Consider the following 23,077-nt stretch of genomic DNA (forward strand, 5'->3'; position numbering starts at 1 on the left):
GTCGACCCGCGCGGCGTCGGTCACATGGGTCCTACCAGTCACAGCACACTCTCTGGCAACAGCCGGATTCCGCTCGCCGTTACCCCCGCCGGTCGGCGGCACCCGACGCGCGACGACGCTCGCCGACACTGACCGGTAGTCGGGCGTACCCGTGGATCGCCAACCCCTGTCGAGGCTCGGGGTCCCCGGCCAGCCGCAAGCCCGGGAACCGCTGCAGCAACCGGGGCAGCGCGACCTGGGCCTCCAGTCGCGCGAGGGGTGCGCCCAGGCAGTAGTGAATCCCACCGCCGAACGACAACGGTGGCGGTCCCTTCCGCAGGAGATCGAGCCGGTCCGGATCGGCGAAGACGGCGGGGTCGCGGTTGGCGGCGCCGAGCAGGGTCAACACCCGGGTGCCCGCCGGTACCTGGAGGTCCCCGATGGTCAGGTCCTCTGTGGCGGTCCGACCCGTGAGTGTCTGCACCGGCGAGTCATACCGCAGCAACTCTTCCACCGCGGCTGGCACCGACTCGGCCGGCCCGGACCGGAGCAACTCGGCCTGATCGGGGTTGCGCAGCAGGGCCAGGAGCCCGTTGGCGAGCAAGCCGGTCGTCGTCTCGAACCCGGCCCCGAGCAGCAGGGCCGCAGTCGATATGACGTCATCCTCCGGCAGCGGGTCCTCCGCGTTGACCAACGCCGAGATCAGGTCATCGGCCGGCCGGACTCGTCGGGCCATGGAAAGCTCGGCCAGGTAGTCCCGGATCTGAACGGCCGCCACATCCGCCCTGTCGACCGCCACCGGACCCAGCATCTCCAGGACCGATGACCAATCCCGGATCAATCCCTGGAACATGGGCCGGTCCGGCTCTGGAATGCCGAGCAATTCACCGATCACCGTCACCGGCAACGGAAACGCGAATCGCTCCACGAAGTCAACAGAGCCGTCCAACTGGTCGCACAATTCTTCGGCGATCCGAGCAATTGCCGGGCGGAGCGCTGCCACCCGGCCGGGGGTAAAGGCCGCTGACACGGTTCGGCGCAGCCTGGTGTGCTCGGGCGGATTGAGCGTCAGCATGCTGCCGAACATCATTCGCAGCGCCGGATGCTCCTGCCAATCCGGATACCCCAACGCCGTCAACATGCGCGCCGGAAACTTGCCGAGCCGGTGGTCTTTGAGGACCGCGGCGCACTGGGCGTAACCGGCCACGACCAACGCGTTGTCCGGTCCCACCGCTGCGGGCGCGACCGTGTGCAGCCGCGCGTACAGCGGGTAGGGATCGCGCTGCCCAGCCGGCGTTATGAGCGCCGCCAGCGTGTCGGCCACAACAGAAGGATCGTCACGACGATCGGTTGCCGCCCCCGCGTGGGTCATGCAGCCATCGTGGCGTAACCGGACGTTTGTGTACACGGAGTATCACGAACACTGCCTTACGCCGGTCGGCTCCGGGAACGGCATCGACCATCCGATCGGCATGCCTGGAATCGGGCACGCCTGCGCTCAGGTGTACGATAGGTGTATGGCGCGGCAGCGAACAAATATCGAGATCGAGGACGACTATGTCAACGCGATCATGAGCCGCTACGGAATACGAACCAAGACTGAAGCTGTCGACATTGCGCTCCGGCATCTGGCCGGCCAGCCCATGACCCGGGACGAGGCCCTCCAGATGCGCGGAGCGCATGCCATCGAAGTCGTCCCCGCAGATGTTGCTCCGGGCACTGAATGATCCTCGCTGACACGTCGGCATGGGTTGAGTACGACCGGGCGACCGGCAGCGCGGTTGACCGTCGTTTGACGTTCCTTATCGAAGCGGATGGACCATTGGCCGTGACGGAGCCGGTGATGATGGAGGTCCTCGCCGGCTCGCGCAGCGATCGTCAGGAAAGGGACCTTCGCCGACTCCTGTTGAGCTTTCGATTGCTCGGTTTCGATCCCGCTGCTGACTTCGATGCGGCCACCCTCATCTATCGGCGTTGCCGCAGCGCGGGTATCACACCTCGAGGGATGATCGACTGCATGATTGCCGCAGTCGCCTGGCGTCGGGAAGCGGCGTTGCTTTCATTCGATGTTGATCTCGACCGAGTGGCACGGGTGGTTGGAATCGAGATGGATGCCGCGTCTCTGCGGGCATAGCCAACGACCTACCGATCCAGTTGAAGCCTCCCCCACAGGCTGACCGTCGCCACGCCGAACAGGATCGGGACCGACGGCACCACCAGCAGCGTCAGGGCCGACGTCGCCGGCTGCAGCGCCCACATCGCCGGGGCCACGAATGGCACCCAGGAGGCGAAGTCAGCCAGCACGGCCACCTGGGCCAGCACGAGAATGCCGACGGCAACGGCGATCCCGGGGAGCAACCCGCGACCGAGGGATGCGGCCCAACCGGCCGGCACCGCGATCGACGCGGTGAGCACACCCAGCGCGAACTGCCGCCCCAGCCCCGCGAACACGGCACCGTCGGGAGCGCCCAATCCGATCGCGAGCCCCACGGCGAGCAGGCCGACCGTCATCATCAGCGAGATGAGCAGGGACCACCCGGCGAACACCACGAGCTTCGCGGCGGCGAGCCGGCCGCGGGACACCGGCAGGCCGAAGAGTCCGGACACCGTTCCGTCGGCGAACTCGCGCCCGTACAACCAACTCGCACCCACCCCGAAGGCGAGAAGGCCGCCGGCAGAGGTGATCTGGGCTGCGCCCGACAGCAGCGCGGTCCAGTCACCGGACGCTGCCTGCGGTCCGAGCTTGGCCAGCAGTTGGATGTTGCCGCTCTTCGCCGCGAGCACCATCGTCGCCGCCAGACCGCACAGGCCGAACACGAGCAACAGCCCGGTCGACCACAGCACCCGGGAGGAGCGGGCCTTGCGGGTCTCGACGGCCAGGCCGTCCAGGAACGTGCTCATCAGATCCTCGCCATCGCGTCGTGTACCAAGGTGAAAAAGGCCCGCTCGATGTCGACGCCGTCGGGATCGAGGGTGCCGATCATCCGGCCCTCGGCGATCACCGAGATGCGGGTAGCGATCCGCGCCACCTCATCGAGATGGTGGCTGGACACAAGGATTCCGGCGCCGGCGGACGCCCGCAGCAGCAGGGCTTCGCGCAGCCGGATCACCGCGGACGGGTCCAGGGCGTTGGTCGGCTCGTCCAGGATGATCAGCTCGGGATGGTGCTGCAGCGCCCCGGCCAGCCCGAGCCGCTGCCGGTTGCCCTGTGACAGCCGCCTGGCTCGTACGGACGCGTACCTGCCAAGGTCGAGTTCGGACAGGATGGCCTCCACCATCGGTCCGCGTTGCGCGGTCGCCACTCCGCGGAGCCGGGCGGCGAGGTGCAAATTCGTCCGGCCGTCCAGTTCGCCGTAGATGAGCGGGTGTTCCAGTAGCGCACCGACTCTGGACCAAGTCGTCGGACCAGCGTGGGCGACGCTGCTGCCGAGCACCTCGACGCGACCGGACGTCGAATGCAGCATGCCGACCATCAGTTTCATCAGTGTCGACTTGCCGGCCCCGTTGAGGCCGACCAATGCGTGGATCTCCCCGCGGCGAACCGACAGGTCGATCTCGTGGACCCCCGCGCCGCCGTGGTAGCTGCGGGACACGTTCGTCAGGGACAGCGCGTTCTCGGTCATGACGACTCCAGGACGTCGAGGGATCGTTCGATGGCGTGGGAGAGGAGGCCGCCGTCGCCGGCGGAGGCCCAGCGGAGCAGCCCGGTCATCAGGGCGGCCATCACGGCGGCCGCCGCCACCGCGGCGTCGTCGGCATCCGCGCCGTCCGAGGCCAACTGGTCGGCGATCGCCGTCTCGGTGGCCGCAGTCCCGGCCCGGACGGCGGGCATCAGGCTGGGGGTCGCCGCGACGATGGCCAGCCGCTCGCGGACGGGTTCCTCGTCGGTGATCGGCAGGTTGCGCCACGCCGACCGAACCCCCCTGGCGGCGCGGCGCAGCGGCGGTAGCGACCGGGGCTGCTCGGCGATCGCGGCCACGATCAGCGGGTCGTAGGGGTCGTCGACCAGCAGTTGGTCCTTCGAGCCGAAGTGCCGGTAGAAGGTCATCTCGGTGACGCCGGCGGCTGCGGCGATCTGAGCGACCGTCGTCTTCTCGTAGCCGCTGCGGTTGAAGAGATCAGTTGCGGCAGCGAGGATCCGGGCCCTGGTGCGCTGCAGTTTCGCCGACCTGACCGGGGGCGGACTGACAGTTGGTGGCGTAGTCACAACCGAATGTTAGTCCCTAACATTCTGGGCGCGCAAGTACCAGCTCAGTAAGAGGGCGAAGAAGCTGGGCATGACCCGATCGGCACGTGATTGCCGATCGGTCAGTCTCATCAAGGCCTCAGAAGTCGAGGCGTATCAGTGCCGCTCGCGGGTTCGGAAGCCTGACGAGGCTCCCTGTGGTGCTGCAGACTGTGTTCGTGGGACAGATGGAGTTCGAGACCGCGCCGGCTCCGCACCGCTTCATGCGGACCATCGTCTCGACAAGGATGGGATCCTGGTGCGCAGCCCACCTTTTACACCATCTCGACCGGGCCGCTTACCGCTTGAGCCGCGGACGGTACACCGTGACCGCGCTCGTGTCCGGGCTACCGGTCGTCATGCTCACCACCACCGGGTGCAAGTCGGGACTGACCCGGACCGTGCCAGTTCTTGGGTTTCCCGTCGGTTCGGAGACTGCTGTTGCCGCCGGTAACTTTGGGCGTCACCAACAGCCAGGCTGGTGCCTGAACCTGCAGCACGACCCGAAAGCGATGGTTGGCATCGATGGCCATCTTGGCACGGTGATCGCAGAGGAGCTTGTCGGCGAACGCCGCGAGCAGGTCTGGCAGCGTGCGATGGCCATCTATCCGGGTGCCAGCAGCTATGCCGACCGGGCCGGTGACAGGAAGATCGGGGTGTTCCTCCTTCATGCCTCCGGCGATAGCAGAAGAGCTCTGGAATGAATCGCCGTCGGTGCTGACCTCACACCGCTACCGGCAGACCGCAGTTCATTGGTGATCGCCGAGAACCTGATCCGCTCCTGCTCCAACCGGACGGCCGGTCCGAAGGAATTCTCGACCAGGTCCTGGTACAGGTCCGATTCCGCGGAATTCAGCAGTTCGAGCCGCTCACTGGTTGGATCGGGTTCGCGCACCCACTGACTCTCGTGATCCAGCAGCGTCTTTCGGTCCATCAACAGCGACCGGGTCTGCGGGAACCGCCGGCGCATGACGTTGAGTATCGCGAAGCCATGGGTGTCCAGGTCGCCCCAGTAGTGGAGTTCCCGGTCGCCCAGCCAGCGGAGTGCAGTCAACCTGCCGACGGCATACCCGCCGCCGAAGACGACCGCGGCATCCGGCACCGCGGGGAACGCCAGGTAGGTGATCTCGTTCTCCACCACGTAGATCCGGGACACCGGCAGCGGGCGGGACTGCATCTCGTCCAGCCGCACCGTCAGCTCGCTGAATCCGCCGAACCCGGTGGGCACACCGTCCAGGAACCGGAACCGCAGGTACTGCGGCTTTGCCCGAAACCGATACCTGCGAACCAGGTCCGATCGCTGGGCGGACTGATCGATCCGGGCAGGCTCGAGCTGAGCGTCCAGCAGCCGCGCAAGAATGCCCCGCCGTTCCTCGATGAACTTGGTGTCGACCCCGGGCAGGTCGATCTGCCGCAGATACGGGCGGGAGCCGTCGACCGCGTCCGGACCCGAACCATGTGCGTCGGTCCAGAGCACGATCGACACCAGCCTGTCCCACTCCGCAGCGGCGTCCAGTACTTGATGCGGGTTCGCCAGCATCCAGTCCACCAGTCTTGGTGCCCTCTCTCGTTCAGCGCGGACCAGCTGCAGGTAGGTCGCTGCCTCACCCTGCACGCCGAGCACCGTGAAGACCTGCTCGCGTCGGTCGAGCCAGACCCGCCGGGGCAGCTCGTTGACACCGACCCGCCGTCCGCCGACGGAGTGGAAATCCAGGCGTAGGCCGCCCTTCTGGGCGCGCCGCCAACCGGACACCCACCTCAGCACATCGTCGTAACGGTCTGCCAGGTCGGTCGCGGTCGGTCCGCGCAACGGCACCGCCACCGGCTCCCACGGTTGCGAGGTCGCCATCGCCGTCAGCCAGGTTCCGGCCCGCCAGCGGCGGCGCAGGACATCGAGCACATCCGCGGGTTCGGTCCAGCGACCCGCTGCAGCAGTCCGGCCGGGTCTGGCATCAGCCATTCGCCGGGGACCCCGCCGCCCCTAGAACATGAGCGAGCTGGCGGGCGCGGTATTCCTCGATGGTCAGGTTCTGCAACCGCGAATAGTCGCCTGTCAGATTGTCGACGAATCCGACCGCGGCCACGTAGGGCTCGATCACGTGAATCTTCTGCAGCGGCGTCACGATCAGCAATTGCAGCCCCAGCTTGCGGAACAAATCGAGCGCGAATCTGGTGGACGATTCCGATCCCCGGCCGAACGCCTCGTCGATGACGGCGAACCGGAACGTCTTGGACCGCACTGCACCCCATTGCAGCTTGAACTGGTACGCCAGCGAGGCCGCCAGGATCGTGTAGGCAAGTTTTTCCTTCTGGCCGCCGGACTTCCCGCCCGAATCGGTGTAGTTCTCGTACTCGGCATCAGTTTCGCGCCACCGCTCGGAGGCTGAGAACAGGAACCAGTTCCGGACGTCGGTCACCCGGCGGGACCAGAGGCGGTCGGCCTCGGTCTGCCCCTGTCGGCCCTTGAACCGCTCGACGATGGCCTTCACCTGGAGGAACTTCTGCTCCGAATACTGGTCACTGTCGTCGGCGGACACCGCGTCGTCGGTGCAGGCCCGCAGATCGCTGCGGAACTCACGGATCTCGGTGTTCGGCGTCACCGCACGGTCCAGTCGGATGTACCGGTCCGGGTTGTAGTCGATCTCGTACAAGGAGTCGTTGATGGTCTGGATGCGCTCCTTGATCTGTTCCAGTTGCTGGCCCAGTTTGGACGAGAACATCGCGATATCGCGGATCGTGTTGGTGTTCAGATACGTCTTGAATTCCGATTCGAACCGCGGCAGGTCGTCCTGGGCGAGCCTTCTGTGCAGTTCGCGGTACTCCCCGGCCGACGCGACGGAGTTGTCGACGTCGGCGGTTTCCAGGGGATACTCGCGGCGGAACTCGGCCATTCGTCCGGTGATCTTGTGGGTCAGCGTGTTCTGCCTGCCCATCCGTGTTTCCATGCTGCTGGTCAGCTTGTCGGACAGTTCCGTCTGCAGCCGGTCCGCAGCGGCCGGCGTGTCCGGAACGGCATTCCCGATCCGTTTCTCGAGCCGCGGGAAGTCGGCGGCGGCCGGCTCCGCGGCCGGTTGCCCGAGCACATCCTGCACCGACGCCAAGGTGGTGACCGCGTCGGCGCGGACTCGACCCAAACCACCGATGCGGGTATTGATCGCACTCTTCTCGTCGTCGGCTGCCTCGATCTCGGCCTGCACGCCGTGCAGCTCCTCGGTCAGGCGCTGCAGTTCCCGCGATGACTTCTGCAGTTCGCGTTGCTCGGCGACCAGGCCGGAGATCCGGTTGACCAGGCTCTGCCAGTCGATCTGCGCGTAGTCGCGGCACTCGTCGAGCCGGGTCAGCAGGTCCCGCCGGGCGGTGGCCTCACGGGTTCGGATCAGCAGGTGGCGCTGCTTGTCCGACAGGGCGTTCAGCCGGCTCTGCAGACCCGTCATCTGGTCCAGCAGGGCGTCGATCTTCTGCTGGTTGTCCCAGCCCAGCACGTACGATCGGCGGTCTCCGATCGAACGCCGGTCGTCCTTCTCGTGCCGCTTGTCGCTCTTGATCAACCCCTCACGCGTGACGGCATTGCGTTCGCGCCGGAACTCGGTCATGTTGTCGACGCAGACGTAATTCGCCCGTCGGAAGAGTTCGGCCTCGAGCCACCCGTAGAACGGTGTCGATTCCTTGATCACCAGGGATGCGTACAACGGCAGCGTGCCTGCGTCGACGGATGGACGGGGAGCGGGTTTGACGCCGGCCACCATCCGGAAGTAGACGAGACGGCTTTTCAGGTGGTGGTCGTTGATCCAGCCGGACACCAGCTGGTAGTGCCGGTCCGGGACCAGAAGGGACAGGCCGAAGCTGTGCAGCACCCGCTCCGCCGCCCCTTCCCATTCGTGTCGGTCTTCCCGGACCGCGATCAGCTCACCGGCGAACGGCAACTCGTCCTCGTCGATCTGCAGCGATCGCGCAAGCAACGAGCGCAGTTCGAGGCTGGCCCGCGGGATGTTGTTGCGCCGCTCGTGCAAGCTGGCCAGCTCGGCGCCGAGCTCCGCCGCCTGCGCGTCCAGATCCGACTTCTCGACCGCCAGTGCGGTGGCGTGATCATGGAATTCGGCCAGTTCCTCGTCGGTGCGCAGCAGGTCCGACGCGATCTCGGCCCGACGGTCGGTGAATTGTTCCATGGAGCCGACGGGCGCGAGACCGGCATCGGCGAGTTGCCCGGCGAACCGCTGGTCGGTGAGCTGCCGTTGATCCCGCTGCTGGATCGCGGCGGCCATCTCACGCTCGATCTCTGCCAGCCGGTTCCCTCCGTGCCCCGCCCGTTCCACCTCCAGACGGCTGGCGGTGGAACGCAAGTCGGCCAATCGATCGGTGACTGCCGCCAGTTCGTCGGCACGCCCGCGGAGGTCTTCATCGACCGCGGCGATCTGCGTACGGAGCAGGTCCTGCTTGAGGTTGGCCAGGTAGAACGGCAGGGCGGACCGCTCAGCAGACAGCTCCTGGATCTGCTGCCCCAGCGCGTCGTACTGGTCGCAATCGGCCAGCAGCGGTTCGAGTGCCGTGAGCTGCGCACGGGCCTTGAGCACTGCCTCATGTGACCGGGTCAGGTCCTCGAAATGCGCGACCAGCCGGTCGATCCACTGGTCGGCGTCGAAGGGTTCGAGCATGTGACTGCGGACGAAATCGTTGAGATTGCCGACCGACTTCATCGACACGGTCTGGTGGAACAGGTCCATCGCCTGCTCTGATTCGATGCCGAGTTGACGGCGGAAATCCCTGCCGTATTCAGGGAAATGATCGTGCGTGCGAGCCCCGGTCTTGCGCAGCCGCCGCTTCAACGCGGCGATGTCGGCGCCGAAATCCGCGAAGTCGGCGGTGATGGTCATCGCCCGGTCCGCGACGACGAAGAACCTGTCGGGTTGCCCCGTCTGACCCTCCCGCAGCCAGAAGACCTGTGCCAGAGTGACTTCCTGGCCGTAGGCCTCGTTGCTGAAGGTGCCGAGCAGCACCGAGAACGTGCTCCCGGAACGCACCCCGATGGGACGGGACGTGCCGCTGACCTCGTTGCTCTCCGACTTGTGGAATCCCAATACGTACGAGCGCAGGCTCCGTTCCCGGGTTTCCGCCCCGGCCGCCTTGTTGTAGGAAATGCGGTTGGCGGGTAACAGCAAGGTCGTGATGGCGTCCACCATCGTTGACTTGCCAGACCCGATGTCACCCGTCAGCAGACCGTTGCTGCCGCCCAGATCCAGCGTCCACACGCGGCGATTGAATGTTCCCCAGTTGAAGATCTCGAGGCGGTGCAACCGGAAACCAGCGCGGTTCTCGGGATCCTCGAGCGTCACGGCAGAAAACAGGCCATCCGTCATCCCGTATCCCCTGCCTCTGTGGCACTGTCGATCCGTTCGTCGCCGTGGATCTCAGCGACGTACCTGGCCAGTTGCTCATCGAAGCCGGCCAGCCACTGGGCATCGACGAAGGCCTTCAGGATCCTGCGGACCTCGTATGCGTCGGAGTCCCGGACCCGCCGGAGGAATCCGAGGTCGACGACCTTGGTGAGCGTTGCATCGATCTGGTCGACCAACCGCGCCTCGTTGTTGCTGCAGCCCAGGAATACCCGCGTCAGCTCGACGATCTGCGCCCTGGTCAGCACCAGCTTGGTGTCTTCGCCGCGAGCGTCGAACTCGGCCAGCTTCTTGCGCAGCAGCGCCAACAGCAAACTCACATGGAAGGACAGTGAGCGACGCGCGACCAGCCGCGGAATGGATGGTGCGTCACTGTTCTCGTCGTCGGGTCGGGAGCGGAGGAACGCGTACCCTTCCGCCTCGTCCACCACCACCGTCAGCCCGATGGTGGCGACGTAATCGCGTACGTGGGACTGCAGCGGCAGCAGGTGCCGCCAGGCCTTCTCGTGGCTGTCGCGGTAAACCACACCCTTCATCAGGCTGGTGACGACCAGCGACAAGTCCAGCTCCGACCGAGCCAATGCAGGGCTGGTCATGTTGTGCCCCGGTGGGTAGCAGTGCTGACAGGTGCGGTGCTGACAGGTGCGGTGCTGACAGGTGCGGTGCGGGTGAACGTCACCCTGGGAATGGTGGCGACGCGCGCGTTGCCGTCCGGGTCCGACCAGTGCACCTGTTCGGTGACCTGATCGTCGAAGACCACGGCGAACAGCTCGTCGGTGAGGGAGAGATAGGTGACGAGCTCGGACAGCCCCTGCTCCAGCGGCTGCGCTGCGATCACATCGGCCAGCCCGACCTGCGGTCGCCGTTGCAGCGACCGCCGCACCGTCTGCGAGAGCCGGGCCGGGTCGACGAAGAACTGCTCGTACAACACCGAGGCGTCGAACTCGTCCTCGCCTGCCGTCACCGACGAGCTGTCCATCGCCATTTTCGCCGACGAGGAATACAGCGGCCGTTCCATCGGCAGCGCGACCGTCGGTGCGACGCCGTCGATCTCCGTCGTCAGCTCGACCGGCCGGACGTGCCGGATCCGCAGGGCGTTGGCTTCGATGCTGCGCAGGATGTCCATCACCCGGCGGTTCTCCAACCACACCTGGTCGTCCAGGAACCGCCTGAGCTGTTCGGACAGCAACCTGACCGTTGCCTGGGTACGTTCCCCCGCGTCGAGCCAGTCGTAGTGGATGGTCCGCATCCGCGGGTCTGCCGACCCGATCGCGGCCAGCGACTGCACCCGCTCGAGAAGCTCCGTGAACTCCAACTGCTTGCTGGTCGAGAGCAGGAAATCATAGAAGGCGTGGAAGCTCCGCCCCTGATCGGACTCGGAAATGCTCGCCCTGTTGCCCAGCACGTCGTCCAGCAACTCGCCCTTGGACCCGGACCACCCGGCGATCCGCTCCCGCAATTCACGATCCAGCCGGCGGAAGTTGTCCTCGACCTCACGGAAATCCGCCAGCAGTTCCCTGGCCGTTGTCGAGAACTGCTGATAGCGGTCGCGTTGCGCGGCATCGTCGAGAACGTCGAGATGGCCGGCACGCAACCGTTCGATATCGAATTCGATCTCGTTCCGGCGACGCATCAATTCTCCGATCCGGACGTCCGGGTCGGTCTCGGCGCCGAAGGCCATCTGTCGCAGCAGCTCGAACACCGTGTTCAGCCGCGACTCGGTGCCGACGAACGACCGGGCCTGGAGCGACTCCACCCAGCCCAGCGCTTTCTCCACCGCGGGCGTGGCGTCGAAGTGCGGCTCGTCAGACCCCACCGGGTAATACTTGCGCAGCCAACCCACCTCGGGCCCGGCCCAGTCGTCGAGGTAGGCCTTCGCAGACTTGGGGAAGGTGCCATCACCGAGCCGACTGTTCAGCGTGTGCAGCTCGTCGTCCAGACGGCCGACGAGGTCGGCGGCCGAGATCGACCGAACGTTCTCCTCGACGAACACCCGGCCGAGGAAGGACAGCACCAGCGGCGCATTGTCCGCTCGGAGTAACCGCCACGCCGGGCTGTGCCGGCGCAGCGCGTCCAGATCGTCGTAGCGCACCGCCACCTCCTTGCCTTTGCACCGTCCCGACGCTCTCTCCGGGGTTCGCCGTCTCAGCTGTGGTGCTGATGGTAGGGCGGTGGTCCGACAATGCGGTCGAGGCGTGCCCCGGCGCAACACGGTGAAGCCTGGCCGGGGACTCTGCAGACTGTGAGCCGTCGAACCTCAAGCCCCGACGAACGCGAGGACCAGGCAGGCCGCAGCCGTCAGCGCGATGCCGGCGGCCAGGCGGCGCGCAACACGGACCGGCCGGTGCGCCACCCGCTCCGCGATCAGGCCGATGGTCAGCACGATCATCAACAGCAGTGGGTGCCCGGTGAGCGCCATCGCCACCATCGCCGGGCCGCAGGACACCACGCACCAGCCGCTGTAGGCCACCCCGGCAGTCAGCCGCCCGCGACCGTCGGCCACCCCGCGCGGGATCCGTATTGCATGACATCGGGCCAGGGCAGACACTTTTGACGCCGAGAGCTGCCAACCCGCGACGAGCAACCAGGCGACGCCGAACGCGACCGGTGAATTCCCCGCATCCAGCACCGGACTCACCGTGACCAGCCCGACGACCAGCACGCCGACCGCCGTCCAGATCAGTAGGGCACCGGTGAGGGTCTCGGCGATCGCGTGCGTTCGGGCCCGTCCGACGCAACACTGCGCGACGTGCCGGACCCGGGGCACCATCGCCGGTCCCATCATCGCCACCACCATCAGCAGCCAACTGCCGGCGGCGACCAGATAGGAGTCAGTGCCGGAGTGGTGTCGGCCCTGCAGTGCGCCGGGCATCCGGAGGATCAGCACCCAGGCCACCGCGGATACCGCCACGAGCCACCACTCCGGATGCCGCGCAGTGAAACGCGCTGCGCTGAAACTGATGTGGTCACGTGGACGGACCCGGGGCGGCGCCGTCATTGGTAGGCGATGCTGATGCTGCCGACCTCGATCGGGTCGATGTCCCTCTCGGCCGGCCGCCCGTCGTCATGCACGGGCCCGACCGGCTCGAAGATGACGTGCACGTCGGCCGGGTCCCAGGTGCCGTCGTCCCGCAGGGCCTGCACGATGTCGGTGACGTCGAACGCGTAGCCCAACGGGCTGCCCTCGCCGCCGCGACTGCTCTCGATCCCGAAGAAGGAGACCAGCCCCGCGAGTTTGCTGTCGTCGGCGACGTCACCGACATAGACCCCGTAGCTGATGCCGGGGTTGACCTCTCCGGTGATGTCCTCGACTGTCAGGAAGACCCGTTGCGGATCGGCATCACCGCGTCGGGCGTTGCGGAATTGCCGGGAAACTGCGCCGACCTGCATCGGGGCATCCACCCGTCCACCGCGCAGTTGCACCGCTCCCCTGGTCCCGACCACCTCCGGCGGCAGGTCGGGCGGCGGTGCTTCCGGGACCAAGGTGCGCCTCCTCGCCCGCCGTTCCACTCCCGGCGTGGGTGGCGCCGGTGTGCTGACGTCGTCATAGCGATAACCGAGTTGGTTGACGGTGTCAACGCATCCGTCGGCATTCACCTGCGCGGTGACGCCCGGCGCGGTGCGGAAGTCGAATTCCAGGGCCGCCCAGCCGGTGGGATCTGCGGCGTGGCCACGCACTTCCCAGTACCGGTCGATGTTGCAGTGGTGCAGCCAGAACACCGGATCGAGCCCGGCGGTGGCGAACCGCCACATGTTCCCGCCGACGAAGCCGTGCACGTCGTTGTGCGGGGTGCCCTCGACGCCGCCGGCGACCGCGCCGGGTTCCCGGAAGTGATGCCACCCCGACGCGGTGCCGCCGAAGGTCGCGATACCGGGAGCCGACGCACTGAAGGGCTGCGTCAGCACCCCCGGGCCGGGCACGGTCTGCACCGGCGCCAGGCCGGCGGTCCGGTCGTTGACCTCGGGAAGTCGGCTGTCGTCGTACAGCGGGTTGTCGCGGACGCCGTCCCACAGCTTCGGTGCGGCGAATTCCGGGGGCAGCTTCTCGGTGCCGGGCCGGCCGTAATTCCAGTAGGGCAGCGCCCAGGACTCGGCGATCTCCGCCGGGACCTCGGCGATCCCGGGCAGCAGCGAGCGGATGATCTGCTCGAAGTAATGCAGGTACCAGCGGTGCCACGGCAGGAAGTACCAGCAGTTGTGCTGGCATTGGCTGCGGAACTGGTCGGGCGGCGGGTCGGTCTCCGCTCCCACGCCGTGCACCGAGGCCTGGTAGGCAAGGCTTCTCGGGTCCTCGGCCGGCAGATTGCGCATCTCGCCGATGGCCAGGGCGTAGGCCCGCAGGACGGGGTCCCACTCCTGGCCGAACGAGTACACGTCGCGTCGTTCGATGGTCTGCACCAGGCCCCCTGTTCCGACATTCCGGTCGAATCAGGATAGAGCGGGCCGGTGGTCGGCGCAGGGTGTGCTCAGTCGGTGCCGGTAGACGATCGAGTCGGCGGCTCCGGTCGCTCCGCGGCTTCGGGACGAACCGTTTCCGCCGACTCGATGGCCGTCATGCAGGCGTCAGCGCTGGACGCTGTCCTCGCGCTTCGGCAGCTTCCAGCCCGGCCGCACGAAATGGCAGGTGTAGCCGTTCGGGTAGTTCAGCAGGTAGTCCTGGTGCTCGGGCTCGGCCTCCCAGAACGGACCGGCCGGGACCACCTCGGTGACGACCTTGCCCGGCCACAGGCCGGAGGCGTTCACGTCGGCGATGGTGTCATCGGCGACCCGGTGCTGCTCCTCGTCGGTGTAGAAGATCGCCGACCGGTAGCTGGCGCCGACGTCGTTGCCCTGCCGATTCTTCGTGGTCGGGTCGTGCACCTGGAAGAAGAACTCCAGCAGGTCGCGGTAGGACGTCTGCGTCGGGTCGAAGATGATCTCGATCGCCTCGGCGTGGGTGCCGTGGTTGCGGTAGGTGGCGTTCGCGTTCGTCCCGCCGGTGTACCCGACCCTGGTCGACACCACACCCGGGCGCCGGCGAATCAGGTCCTGCATGCCCCAGAAGCACCCTCCTGCGAGGATCGCCTTCTCGGTCGCTTGGGTCATCGTTGCTCCTTCGTTTTCCGCGCGAACGGTGCGCTGCGCGTTCTGCTGCGCGTCGCCGACCGCCACTCGGTCGGGCCGGCCACCGCCCGTCGCCTCTGTGCCAACGCACGCGCGTGGCCGGTCATTCCGGAACAATCCGCCCGGAGCCGAGCCGGCGCTGGGGCTCAGCGTTGTGGCGTCAGTCGGAAGGACTGCGAGGCGGTGCCATCACAGCGCTGTTGCTCCAGCCGGGCTCCGTTGGTCACCGCACCGGAGACCAGGTCGAGGCACTTGCCGCTGTGCCGGGCAACGAAGGCATAGGTGTCCGCACCCGTGATGACCTGTCGCCATTGCTGGTTGGCTGCCCGGGTCGGAGCCCACAGTTGGGCCCGCGCGCCGGCCGTGGTCGCTGCCGTGCCGCCCGCAATGTCCCAGGTCAACAATGGTGCGTGCCGGCCGATCACCCGTACGTAGCCGTTCCCGGCGTCCCGTAATTGCCAGTGCTGGTTCCGGCTGGCGTCAGAGCCGCATTGCCATTGTTGCAGCGGTGTCCCAGTGGCCGTCCCCCACTTCGTGTCGTCCACGCACTTGTCGCTGTGGGCGGACCGGATGGAGTACCAGGCGCCCGGGCTGAACCCTTGCGTCGTCGTCACGGCCGTGGTCACCGGGCGCGCAGCAGATGGCGCGGACCGGTTCCCGGCGGCATCGATGGCGGTCACCGTGAACTGGTACCTGGTGGCGGGGGTCAATTCTCTGACGGCCAGCGTCGTGCCGACCGTCGTTCCCACGGGCTGTCCATCGCGCGTGACGGCGTATCCCGTGACGGCGGTGTTGTCGGTGGCGGGTGGCCAGGACAGAACGGTTGACGTCGACGTCGTGCCCGATGCGGCGACCACCGGCGCGGTTGGTGCGGTGGTGTCGGAGGTGGCCGTCCAGGTGAGGGTCGACAGCGAGTCCGCTGGAGCCGAATAGGGAATCCGCTGGCCATTCCAGACGACGTTCAGCTGTTGATCGCTGCCGCTCGTGTTGTGGACGACCAGGGCGATCGACGAATCGGGATTACGGAACGCGACGGTGCGGACGAGGCCCGCGTCGTTGCTGGAGATGCGCACGGCACCCGGTCGAACAAAACGGCTGAAGTGGCCGAGCGTGTAGAACTCGGCGTTCCGGGTGACGGTCGAGCCGTCGACGGCGAGGACGCCGGAGCACTGCCCAGCGGGATCGTTGCCGCACCCTCCGTTGGTCGGTCCGCCGGCCGGATCCAGCGCGACGTTCCAGGTGATGACGCCCTTTGCCCAGTTGCGGGTCGCACCCAGCATCACGTTGGCCGCGTGCCAGCGGAAGGTGTCGGCGAAGTATCCGGCGAAGGATTGGCCGGTCGGGCGCCAGCCTGAACACTCCGTCAGCCACACCGCTTTGTCCGGGTACGCGTTGTGCAGTGTGGTCTGCGCAGCGACATCGCCCGCGTAGCAGTGGTAGCCGGTTCCCGCCAGCCAGGTGGACGCGGAACTCCGCAGCAGGTCGTGCGGATAGTTCGGCTCTGCCGGCACTCCCAGCGAATTTGCAGTGTTCACGTCGGCGGGATGTTCGGCCCAGTTGTGGTCGTAGCCGATCAGCTTCACCCGGGACAGGCCGGCCCGGTGCAGCATCGGTCCGAGTTGATTGATGACGGCCGCCTCCGTCGCGACCGGCATATCCGTTCCGGGATAGCCGTCGGGCCGCCGGTTCTGCGGCTCGTTTTGCACGGTCAACGCATAGATAGGCACTCCGGCTGCTTCGTAGGCCTGAACGGACTTCAGGAGATAGCGGGCGTACGCGGTCACGATCCGAGGGTCATTGATCAGCCGTCCGCCCATGGACGACCTGTTCGCCTTCATCCACGCCGGCTGCCCCCACGGGGTGGCGATCACCTTCAGTGCGGGGTTGAGGCGGCGTGCCTGCCGGAGCAGCGGCAGTATCTGTTCCTCGTCCCGGGCGATGCTGAACCGCGTCATGAATGGGTCCGTCTGGCCGGCCGGCAGGTCATCGAAGGTGTAGTGGTCGCCTTCGACGAAATCCGAGGAACCGAGGGGCTGCCGCAGCAGGCTCAGCCCGATTCCACCGGATGGACTGAACAGCGACGTCATCACGCGGTCTCGCTCGTCCGCCGGCAGGCGGGACAGGACCCGCGCCGAGGAATCGGTGATCGAGGCACCGAAGCCGTCGACGGTCTGCATCTGTCGACGTGCGTCCACCCTGATCGTCGCGCCGCCTGCCCCCCCGCTGCTGGTGAAGGCGATCGGAGAACCACCTTTGGCCAGTAGCAAGCCCCGGTCGCCGGTGGTCACCCACGACGACACGACGGGCCCGGTGGTGGCCTCGGCCTGACCCGACACCAGCACCCCTGAAGCGATCAGCACCATGACCACGACCTTGATCGCGGTGTCCCGCCACCGCCTGTCCTGCGAAGTCACCATTGCGTCACGGAAAGTCACACTATCAGTACTCACGGTAATGACCCCGTCATGAGCTCGCAGTGAGCGGTCGCGACAACGGGTCGCTGATGTCGTGCGCGTAGTAATTCCTGGGCCGACCGTCGGACCGGTACACGTCCAGCAGTTTCATGCCGTACCGCTCGATGGTCGCAGAGGTCAGCTTGGCAATCAGGATGGCCAAGGTGAGGACGACCGCGAAGGTGGCCAGAACGCCTCCCGGGCTGCCGGGGTCGGGCAGCACACCGGTGGACCGAACCAGTCGCATGATCGGCTCGTGCACCAGGTAGATGCCGTAGCTCAGCGCACCCACGCGAACAAGGGGACTCCAGGTGAGCCACCGCATCGCGGGCCCGTCGTTCAACACGATCGCGGCGACGAAGGCGCACGCGGCGACTCCGAACGTGAGATCGATCCACTTGTCGGTGTTACCGGGCATCTCCTCACGGAAAACGGTGCCGGCCAGCAGGATCGCTGCGCTGCTGAGGATGAGTGCGACCCGGCCGAAGCGCCGCCGGACGCGGGCACCCGCGGCGACCAGGACGGCCAGCACCAGACCGCAGGCAAAGAGCGGGGCCTTCGCCAGCGGATTGAACCAGACCGACCACGCGTCCCCCGGCTGCGGCGACACGTGGATCGCCCAGGTCAACCACAGCACACCGGCGACGATCATCGCGGCCGGCAGCGCGAGCAGCGCAGCGACCTGGCCGCGGCGTCCTGCCCCTGCCGCGATCCGTCCGACCAGCGGAATGCTCAGGGCGACCAGCAGATAGAAGTGGAACTCCACGGCCAGGGACCAGGCGGGACCCACGGTCCAGAAGATGTACTGGTCGCTGTAGACCTGGGTGAAGGTGACATGCAGGATCAGATCCTCCCAGTGCCCGGGCGGGCCGGGGTTGTTGATCACCCAGACGACGAGGATGACCACCAGGTAGAGCGGCACCAATCGCGCGGCGCGTCGCAGCAGCATCATCTTGGCGGACCGCTGCGGGCGGTTGGCGAGCAGAGAGGTGGCCACCGGGAGCCACAGCACGAAGCCGGAGATGACCAGGAACAGGGCGACGAGCGCGTCCGTGCTCAGCATCAGCTCGTGTGCGAATCCCGTCCAGGAATAGGACTCCGATCCGGCGACCTTGTTGTTCTGGTACGTGTGAAATCCGAGAACTCCCACCGCCGCGATCGCACGCAGAGCGTCGAGTGGATAGCGGCGGGTTCCCGACTGTGCCTGCGGTGCAGACGTGACCGGCGTGCTCATGCGGTTTCACCCACCAATCCGTGGACGGCCTGCGCGGGTGCCCTGCGCGGAGTGACGGCCCAATGCCGCTCACCCATCAGCTGCTTGATCTGCGCCACCCTGCCGATCAGGTTTTTGGCTTCCTGGTAGAACATCGCCGAGCAGAGCGCATACACCCACCACCACCGACGGTGCTGCCGGATCTCCGGTACGCCGAGCCGATAGGCGAACAGGACCTGGATCGGTCCGCAGGTGAGGGTGAACAGGGTGATGATCAGCAGTGCCGGCGAATTGAGCGGCAAAGACCCGTCACGCCACAGCGTGAAGGCCAGCACAGGCCACATCAGCGACGACAGCCACGGGTAGATCTCCCGCCAGCCCAGCAGAAATGCCATGCCGAACCGTTGCCTGGGTGGGAGGGCCGGGTCGACAAAGGCGCCACGGACATGGGTGAACGACACCTGGAACCATCCCTGCGCCCACCGCATCCGTTGCTTCCAGAGCGCTCCGGCGGTCTCCGGCGCCAGCTCCCGGCTGACCAGTCCCGGGTCGTTGACGATCTGCCGTCCCTCCCGGACCGCGCGGATCGAGGACTCGATGTCCTCGGTCAGAAACCTTGTCCGCAGACGTGTCTCGCGCAGCACCTGGGTTCGCCAGAAGCCGTTGGATCCGCCGAAGACGCCGAATCCGTGCACGGACTGCCGTCCGGGATGGCTGACCGCATAGATCTGCTCGAATTCGACGGCGACCAGTTGTGCGACCCGACTGTCGGAACCGTTGCGGATGACGCAATGGCCCTGGACGATGTCGACGCCGGATCCGATCCATCTCCAGGCCCGCTCGAATGCGCCGGTCATCGGGTGGTGGTCGGCGTCGAAGATCCCGACGAATTCGCCCTCGACCCGGCTGATCGCCGCGTTAACGTTCTGCGCCTTGGACGTGCTGTCCGTCACCGGCAGGAGCAGCAGGTCCGGGTGATCCTCGGCCAGTCTGCGCAGCTCCTGTTCCACTGGAAGTTCGTGCGGCGTGTTGTAGGCCAGAATGATCTGCAGGCCGCCGCTGTACCGCTGGCCCAGGAATGCCCGAAGGGTCTCGATGATGGTGTCCGCCTCGTTGGGCAGATAAGCGGCGATGATGGCTGTCGCCCGCGGTGCCGGCCGGCCACTGGGCTCCGGCAGGGACGGCGGGTTCAACGCGTGGAGCGCCTCGGCCCACTGCATCACCACCATCGTGCCGAACCCCGCCACCAGCACCCAATAGACGACGGCGGAGATGTCCCAGCCCTGCCGGTAGCCGGCGACCATGATCAGAAACGGCACCAGCAGCGACAGGACGAGCGAGAGCGAGACCTGAGCACCGGTCTTGCTGCGCCGGCCGCTCGACCGCCGGTCGGTGATCAGGTCGTCACGGACCATGAGGTCCCGACTGCTCAGCGACTCGTCGGCCCGACGGGTGGCCAGCACGGCAGCATCGGTCCGCCGCCCGTGCTCGGCCCAACCTGTTCCGACCTCGACATGGAACCGGCGATCCGCGACTGCCAGCGGCGAGCGAACGATCTCCTTGGTCATCAGCTCCATCCGGCGAAGTTGCCGCCGGCGGCCGCTGTCCCGCATGCGGACGACGATGCGATCGGGGCCCTCCTGGAGGGCTGTCTCACCGGCGGGCAGCATCCTGGCCACCCTGGCCGCCGCAGCGGCGGTGACTGCCTCGACGGCACCATCGGTCCCGTGCAGCGGGGAATGACCGGCCGTCACCGTGATCACCCCGACCGAGCCGGACGGCCCGGTGGCCTCTACTTTCGCACGGGCCGAAATCGGCTCGCGCTTATCAACCACACTCATCAGATACTCCGAAATATTCGCGCACAATTGCGCCCACGACGGCGAGATTTACGCAGCGTCGCGCTTCTCCGGACAAAAAAGGGTCGTGGTGATCGCCGGTGACTACACCGAAGGCGGCCGGTCCACACCAGGCGACCTGGCCTCTATGCCGGGTCGCGTGCTACTTGCCGCCCCCCGCGGCTGTAGCTCTCCGTAAGATTAGGGACAACCCAACGGCAAGGCAATAGTGCGTCACGTCACCCGGCTGGTGGTGCAACTTGGACGCTTCGTAACCGTCGTGTGCTATTTCTACCCCCAATGAGGCAACCTGCGCCTGGTCACGACGTCAGACCGAAGATTGTCGTAACACGTTCGGCGTACCTCACACGCGGCAAGGTTTCGGATCTGTTTCGGTCCGCTTCATCAGTGCTTCAAACAGTTCGCGGACGAATTCACACCGGCGAATACATCACTTGAAGCGCCCCGACCTTGAAATGGACAATTCCCGCGAAATTACCCGCCGCGGGAAGGCTTGATCAGTCCGGATTTCCTTGCCCACGCGGCGCGGCGCGGACATGAACGCGTTCGCCCTGCCGGCCGAGCAGGCTCAGGATCTCGACGGGTCGGTTGTCGGCCGGCCCGAACCAGTGCGGCAGCCGGGTGTCGAATTCCGCGACTTCACCCGGGCTCATGGTGATGTCGTGCCCCGCAAGGATCAGCCGCAGTTTCCCGGACAGCACATACAGCCACTCGTAACCCTCGTGGGTGCGCAGTTCCGGCTCGTTCTGCTCGGGCGGGATGATCGCCTTCCAGGCCTGCACGCCGCCGGGCTGCCGGGTCAGCGGGACCACGATGCGGCCGTTGCGATTGCGCGGGGTGAACCGCACGCGGGGGTCGCCGACCTCGGGTGAGCCGACCAGTTCGTCCAGCGGGATCTGGTGTGCCTGCGCGATCGGCAGCAACAGCTCGAGGCTCGGCTTGCGCTGCCCGGCTTCCAGCCGGGACAGGGTGCTCTTCGAGATCCCCGTCGCTGCAGCAAGTTCGGTCAAAGTGATGCCGCGCTGCGCCCGCGCCCGTTTCAGCCGCGGTCCCACCTGGGCCAGGGCGGTGGCGATCGCGGTTGAGCAGTCCATGCGGGCCAGTCCACTCCCCGTTCCCGGAATTGGCAACAAACATTGTCAGATCCGGGGCGCCGGCGAACCCTTGTTGCAGGAGGTGATCGCCATGGAGGCGAATCAATTCGACGTGGTGGTGGTCGGCGGCGGCGCGGCCGGATTGAGCGCGGCGTTGGTGCTCGGCCGGGCGAGGCGCCGGGTCGCGGTGATCGATGCGGGGGCGCCGAGAAACGCTCCCGCGGCGCACATGCAGGGGTTCCTGTCCCGGGACGGGATGCCGCCGGCCGAGCTGTTGGCCGCAGGGCGGGCGGAGGTGACCGGCTACGGCGTCCGGACCATCCAGGATCAGGTGGTCGGGATGGACTTCGGGTTCGTTGTCCGGTTGGCCGGCGGTGAGGTGCTGACGGCGAGGCGGATCCTGGTCACGACCGGCGTCCGTGACGAACTCCCTGACATCCCCGGGGTCCGCGAGCGGTGGGGCCGGGACCTCCTGCACTGCCCGTACTGCCACGGTTGGGAGGTCCGCGACCAGCCCATCGGGGTGCTGGGCAGCCACCCCGGTTCCGTGCAGCACGCACTGCTGGTCCGCCAGTGGTCCGACGACACCGTGTTCTTCGCCCACACCCACGAGCTGACCCCCGCAGAGCGCATGCAGCTGGAAGCACGGGGTATCCGGGTCGTCGATGGGCAGGTCGCGCGGCTCGTCGTCGCGGGCGACCACTTGACCGGCGTGCAGTTGGCCAACGGCAGGGTCGTCGAACGCACCGCGGTGTTCGTCCGGCCGGTCAATGTCCCGCACTCTGACGGCCTGCTGCCCGGCCTTGGCTGCGCGATGGATGAGGCCGGTTTCGCCGTCGTCGATGCCACCGGCCGGACCAGCGTCGCCGGCGTCTGGGCGGCCGGCAACGTCGTCGATCCCCGGGCCCAGGTCATCACCTCCGCGGGAGCCGGGTCCGCGGCCGCCATCGCCATCAACGCCGACCTGGTCCGGGAGGACGTCGAACACGCGCTTTCGGCGCGGGACGACGCCTTCTCCGCAGCCGGCGAGGCCCGTCTCACCGAGTCCGTGCTCGGCGACCGCCGGCACTGACTTGACCCCCTATCTGAATCTGAGGAGTCCCATCATGTCCACTGACCACCCACGACCCACTCCCCCGCCGACGAAACATCAACTGGCGCTGATAATCTGGCTCGCCGTCTTCCCCACCTTGACTCTGCTCAACCTCGCCCTCGGCGGCCTGCTGAGAGACACACCGATGGTGATGCGGACGTTCGTCCTCGCCACTGTGGCGGTGCCGATCGTCATGTACGGCGTCATGCCGCGACTCCACCGGCTCCGCGCGCGACTGGTGGCACGCCAGGCCGCGTCCTGAGCCCGTCACCGAACTCATCACCCGAATCATCAACTGTGGTGATGCCCGGTCATCACATCGCTCCCTAACTTTCACCCCAGCACAACATCCGCACAGCCGCGGAGATGCACAGGGTGAAGGAGGCGGGATGAGCAAGGAATGGAGCGCCGACCGAGGCGGCCGGTACGAGATCCGCCTCGAGGGACACCTCGTTTCGCGCTGGACGACCTGGTTCGACGGGCTCACCGTCACCAACGACCGCGATGGGATCACGGTCATCTCCGGCGACGTTGCCGACCAGTCCGCCCTGCACGGCCTGCTGCAGAAGGTCCGGGATGTCGGCCTGCCGCTGATCTCGGTCACCCGCACCGACGAATCCACCGTCGACCGATCGGCGTCGACACACCACGAACCCGAAGGGGAATGA

The 23,077-nt window shown here is 66.9% G+C and carries 21 protein-coding genes; 6 read left to right on the plus strand and 15 right to left on the minus strand.

Going from position 1 to position 23,077, the window contains the following annotated elements; all coding sequences use genetic code 11:
• Nucleotides 1–79 precede the first annotated feature (79 nt).
• Entirely contained in the window at nt 80–1,351 is a 1,272-nt protein-coding gene (locus ACVBEQ_RS22090; RefSeq protein WP_447155556.1) for a cytochrome P450, read from the minus strand.
• A gap of 145 nt (nt 1,352–1,496) precedes the next feature.
• Between ACVBEQ_RS22090 and ACVBEQ_RS22095 the strand changes: the two genes are divergently transcribed.
• Nucleotides 1,497–1,706: a type II toxin-antitoxin system VapB family antitoxin gene (locus ACVBEQ_RS22095; protein WP_447155557.1), complete on the plus strand. Its 210-nt coding sequence runs from the start codon at nt 1,497–1,499 to the stop codon at nt 1,704–1,706.
• Nucleotides 1,703–2,113 carry a type II toxin-antitoxin system VapC family toxin gene (gene vapC, locus ACVBEQ_RS22100; protein ID WP_447155558.1) on the plus strand — a complete coding sequence of 137 codons (411 nt, stop codon included), beginning with the start codon at nt 1,703–1,705 and terminating at the stop codon, nt 2,111–2,113. The genes ACVBEQ_RS22095 and vapC overlap by 4 nt, the downstream gene beginning before the upstream one ends.
• 8 nt (nt 2,114–2,121) lie before the next feature.
• Here the strand turns inward: vapC and ACVBEQ_RS22105 are convergent, their stop codons facing one another.
• The 3 genes from ACVBEQ_RS22105 to ACVBEQ_RS22115 are packed head-to-tail and all read right to left on the minus strand — an operon-like array spanning nt 2,122 to nt 4,186.
• Entirely contained in the window at nt 2,122–2,880 is a 759-nt protein-coding gene (locus ACVBEQ_RS22105) for an ABC transporter permease (protein ID WP_447155559.1), read from the minus strand.
• Nucleotides 2,880–3,602, minus strand: a complete 723-nt coding sequence (locus tag ACVBEQ_RS22110) for an ABC transporter ATP-binding protein (protein ID WP_447155560.1) — start codon at nt 3,600–3,602, stop codon at nt 2,880–2,882. Before ACVBEQ_RS22110 ends, ACVBEQ_RS22105 begins: the two co-directional genes overlap by 1 nt.
• On the minus strand, nt 3,599–4,186 hold the full coding sequence (locus ACVBEQ_RS22115; protein ID WP_447155561.1) for a TetR/AcrR family transcriptional regulator: 588 nt from the start codon (nt 4,184–4,186) through the stop codon (nt 3,599–3,601). The genes ACVBEQ_RS22110 and ACVBEQ_RS22115 overlap by 4 nt, the downstream gene beginning before the upstream one ends.
• Nucleotides 4,187–4,362: 176 nt before the next feature.
• Here ACVBEQ_RS22115 and ACVBEQ_RS22120 point away from each other — a divergent pair, with 176 nt between their 5' ends.
• A complete protein-coding gene (locus ACVBEQ_RS22120) occupies nt 4,363–4,908 on the plus strand; it encodes a nitroreductase/quinone reductase family protein (RefSeq protein WP_447155562.1) in 546 nt (181 codons plus the stop codon).
• Here the strand turns inward: ACVBEQ_RS22120 and ACVBEQ_RS22125 are convergent.
• The 11 genes from ACVBEQ_RS22125 to ACVBEQ_RS22175 all read right to left on the minus strand — a co-directional run bounded on the left by ACVBEQ_RS22125 (nt 4,872) and on the right by ACVBEQ_RS22175 (nt 21,316).
• The gene (locus tag ACVBEQ_RS22125; protein WP_447155563.1) at nt 4,872–6,164 is read right to left on the minus strand and encodes a Wadjet anti-phage system protein JetD domain-containing protein; all 1,293 of its coding nucleotides are present in this window, start codon (nt 6,162–6,164) and stop codon (nt 4,872–4,874) included. The two genes, ACVBEQ_RS22120 and ACVBEQ_RS22125, sit on opposite strands and share 37 nt — an antisense overlap.
• Entirely contained in the window at nt 6,157–9,558 is a 3,402-nt protein-coding gene (locus tag ACVBEQ_RS22130) for an ATP-binding protein (RefSeq protein WP_447155564.1), read from the minus strand. Before ACVBEQ_RS22130 ends, ACVBEQ_RS22125 begins: the two co-directional genes overlap by 8 nt.
• Nucleotides 9,555–10,190, minus strand: a complete 636-nt coding sequence (locus ACVBEQ_RS22135; protein ID WP_447155565.1) for a DUF4194 domain-containing protein — start codon at nt 10,188–10,190, stop codon at nt 9,555–9,557. The genes ACVBEQ_RS22130 and ACVBEQ_RS22135 overlap by 4 nt, the downstream gene beginning before the upstream one ends.
• Nucleotides 10,187–11,686: a DUF3375 domain-containing protein gene (locus ACVBEQ_RS22140; protein ID WP_447155566.1), complete on the minus strand. Its 1,500-nt coding sequence runs from the start codon at nt 11,684–11,686 to the stop codon at nt 10,187–10,189. Before ACVBEQ_RS22140 ends, ACVBEQ_RS22135 begins: the two co-directional genes overlap by 4 nt.
• 165 nt (nt 11,687–11,851) lie before the next feature.
• Nucleotides 11,852–12,505: a copper chaperone gene (locus ACVBEQ_RS22145; protein WP_447155567.1), complete on the minus strand. Its 654-nt coding sequence runs from the start codon at nt 12,503–12,505 to the stop codon at nt 11,852–11,854.
• A gap of 83 nt (nt 12,506–12,588) precedes the next feature.
• Nucleotides 12,589–13,992, minus strand: coding sequence for a tyrosinase family protein (locus ACVBEQ_RS22150; RefSeq protein WP_447155568.1), 1,404 nt, complete (start codon nt 13,990–13,992; stop codon nt 12,589–12,591).
• Nucleotides 13,993–14,157: 165 nt separating this feature from the next.
• A complete protein-coding gene (msrA, locus tag ACVBEQ_RS22155; RefSeq protein ID WP_447155569.1) occupies nt 14,158–14,679 on the minus strand; it encodes a peptide-methionine (S)-S-oxide reductase MsrA in 522 nt (173 codons plus the stop codon).
• Nucleotides 14,680–14,843: 164 nt separating this feature from the next.
• Nucleotides 14,844–17,114 carry an RICIN domain-containing protein gene (locus ACVBEQ_RS22160; protein ID WP_447155570.1) on the minus strand — a complete coding sequence of 757 codons (2,271 nt, stop codon included), beginning with the start codon at nt 17,112–17,114 and terminating at the stop codon, nt 14,844–14,846.
• 46 nt (nt 17,115–17,160) lie between these two features.
• Nucleotides 17,161–18,384, minus strand: a complete 1,224-nt coding sequence (locus tag ACVBEQ_RS22165; protein ID WP_447155571.1) for an acyltransferase family protein — start codon at nt 18,382–18,384, stop codon at nt 17,161–17,163.
• Nucleotides 18,381–20,204, minus strand: a complete 1,824-nt coding sequence (locus tag ACVBEQ_RS22170) for a glycosyltransferase family 2 protein (protein WP_447155572.1) — start codon at nt 20,202–20,204, stop codon at nt 18,381–18,383. The genes ACVBEQ_RS22165 and ACVBEQ_RS22170 overlap by 4 nt, the downstream gene beginning before the upstream one ends.
• A 515-nt stretch (nt 20,205–20,719) precedes the next feature.
• On the minus strand, nt 20,720–21,316 hold the full coding sequence (locus tag ACVBEQ_RS22175; RefSeq protein WP_447155573.1) for a helix-turn-helix domain-containing protein: 597 nt from the start codon (nt 21,314–21,316) through the stop codon (nt 20,720–20,722).
• A gap of 91 nt (nt 21,317–21,407) precedes the next feature.
• Here ACVBEQ_RS22175 and ACVBEQ_RS22180 point away from each other — a divergent pair, with 91 nt between their 5' ends.
• The 3 genes from ACVBEQ_RS22180 (at nt 21,408) to ACVBEQ_RS22190 (ending at nt 23,077) form a co-directional block, all read left to right on the plus strand.
• On the plus strand, nt 21,408–22,388 hold the full coding sequence (locus ACVBEQ_RS22180) for an NAD(P)/FAD-dependent oxidoreductase (RefSeq protein WP_447155574.1): 981 nt from the start codon (nt 21,408–21,410) through the stop codon (nt 22,386–22,388).
• Between the two features lie 34 nt (nt 22,389–22,422).
• A complete protein-coding gene (locus ACVBEQ_RS22185) occupies nt 22,423–22,671 on the plus strand; it encodes a putative antibiotic biosynthesis monooxygenase (protein WP_447155575.1) in 249 nt (82 codons plus the stop codon).
• A gap of 127 nt (nt 22,672–22,798) precedes the next feature.
• Nucleotides 22,799–23,077, plus strand: a complete 279-nt coding sequence (locus ACVBEQ_RS22190; RefSeq protein ID WP_447155576.1) for a hypothetical protein — start codon at nt 22,799–22,801, stop codon at nt 23,075–23,077.

The sequence above is a fragment of the Nakamurella sp. GG22 genome, assembly GCF_052976845.2.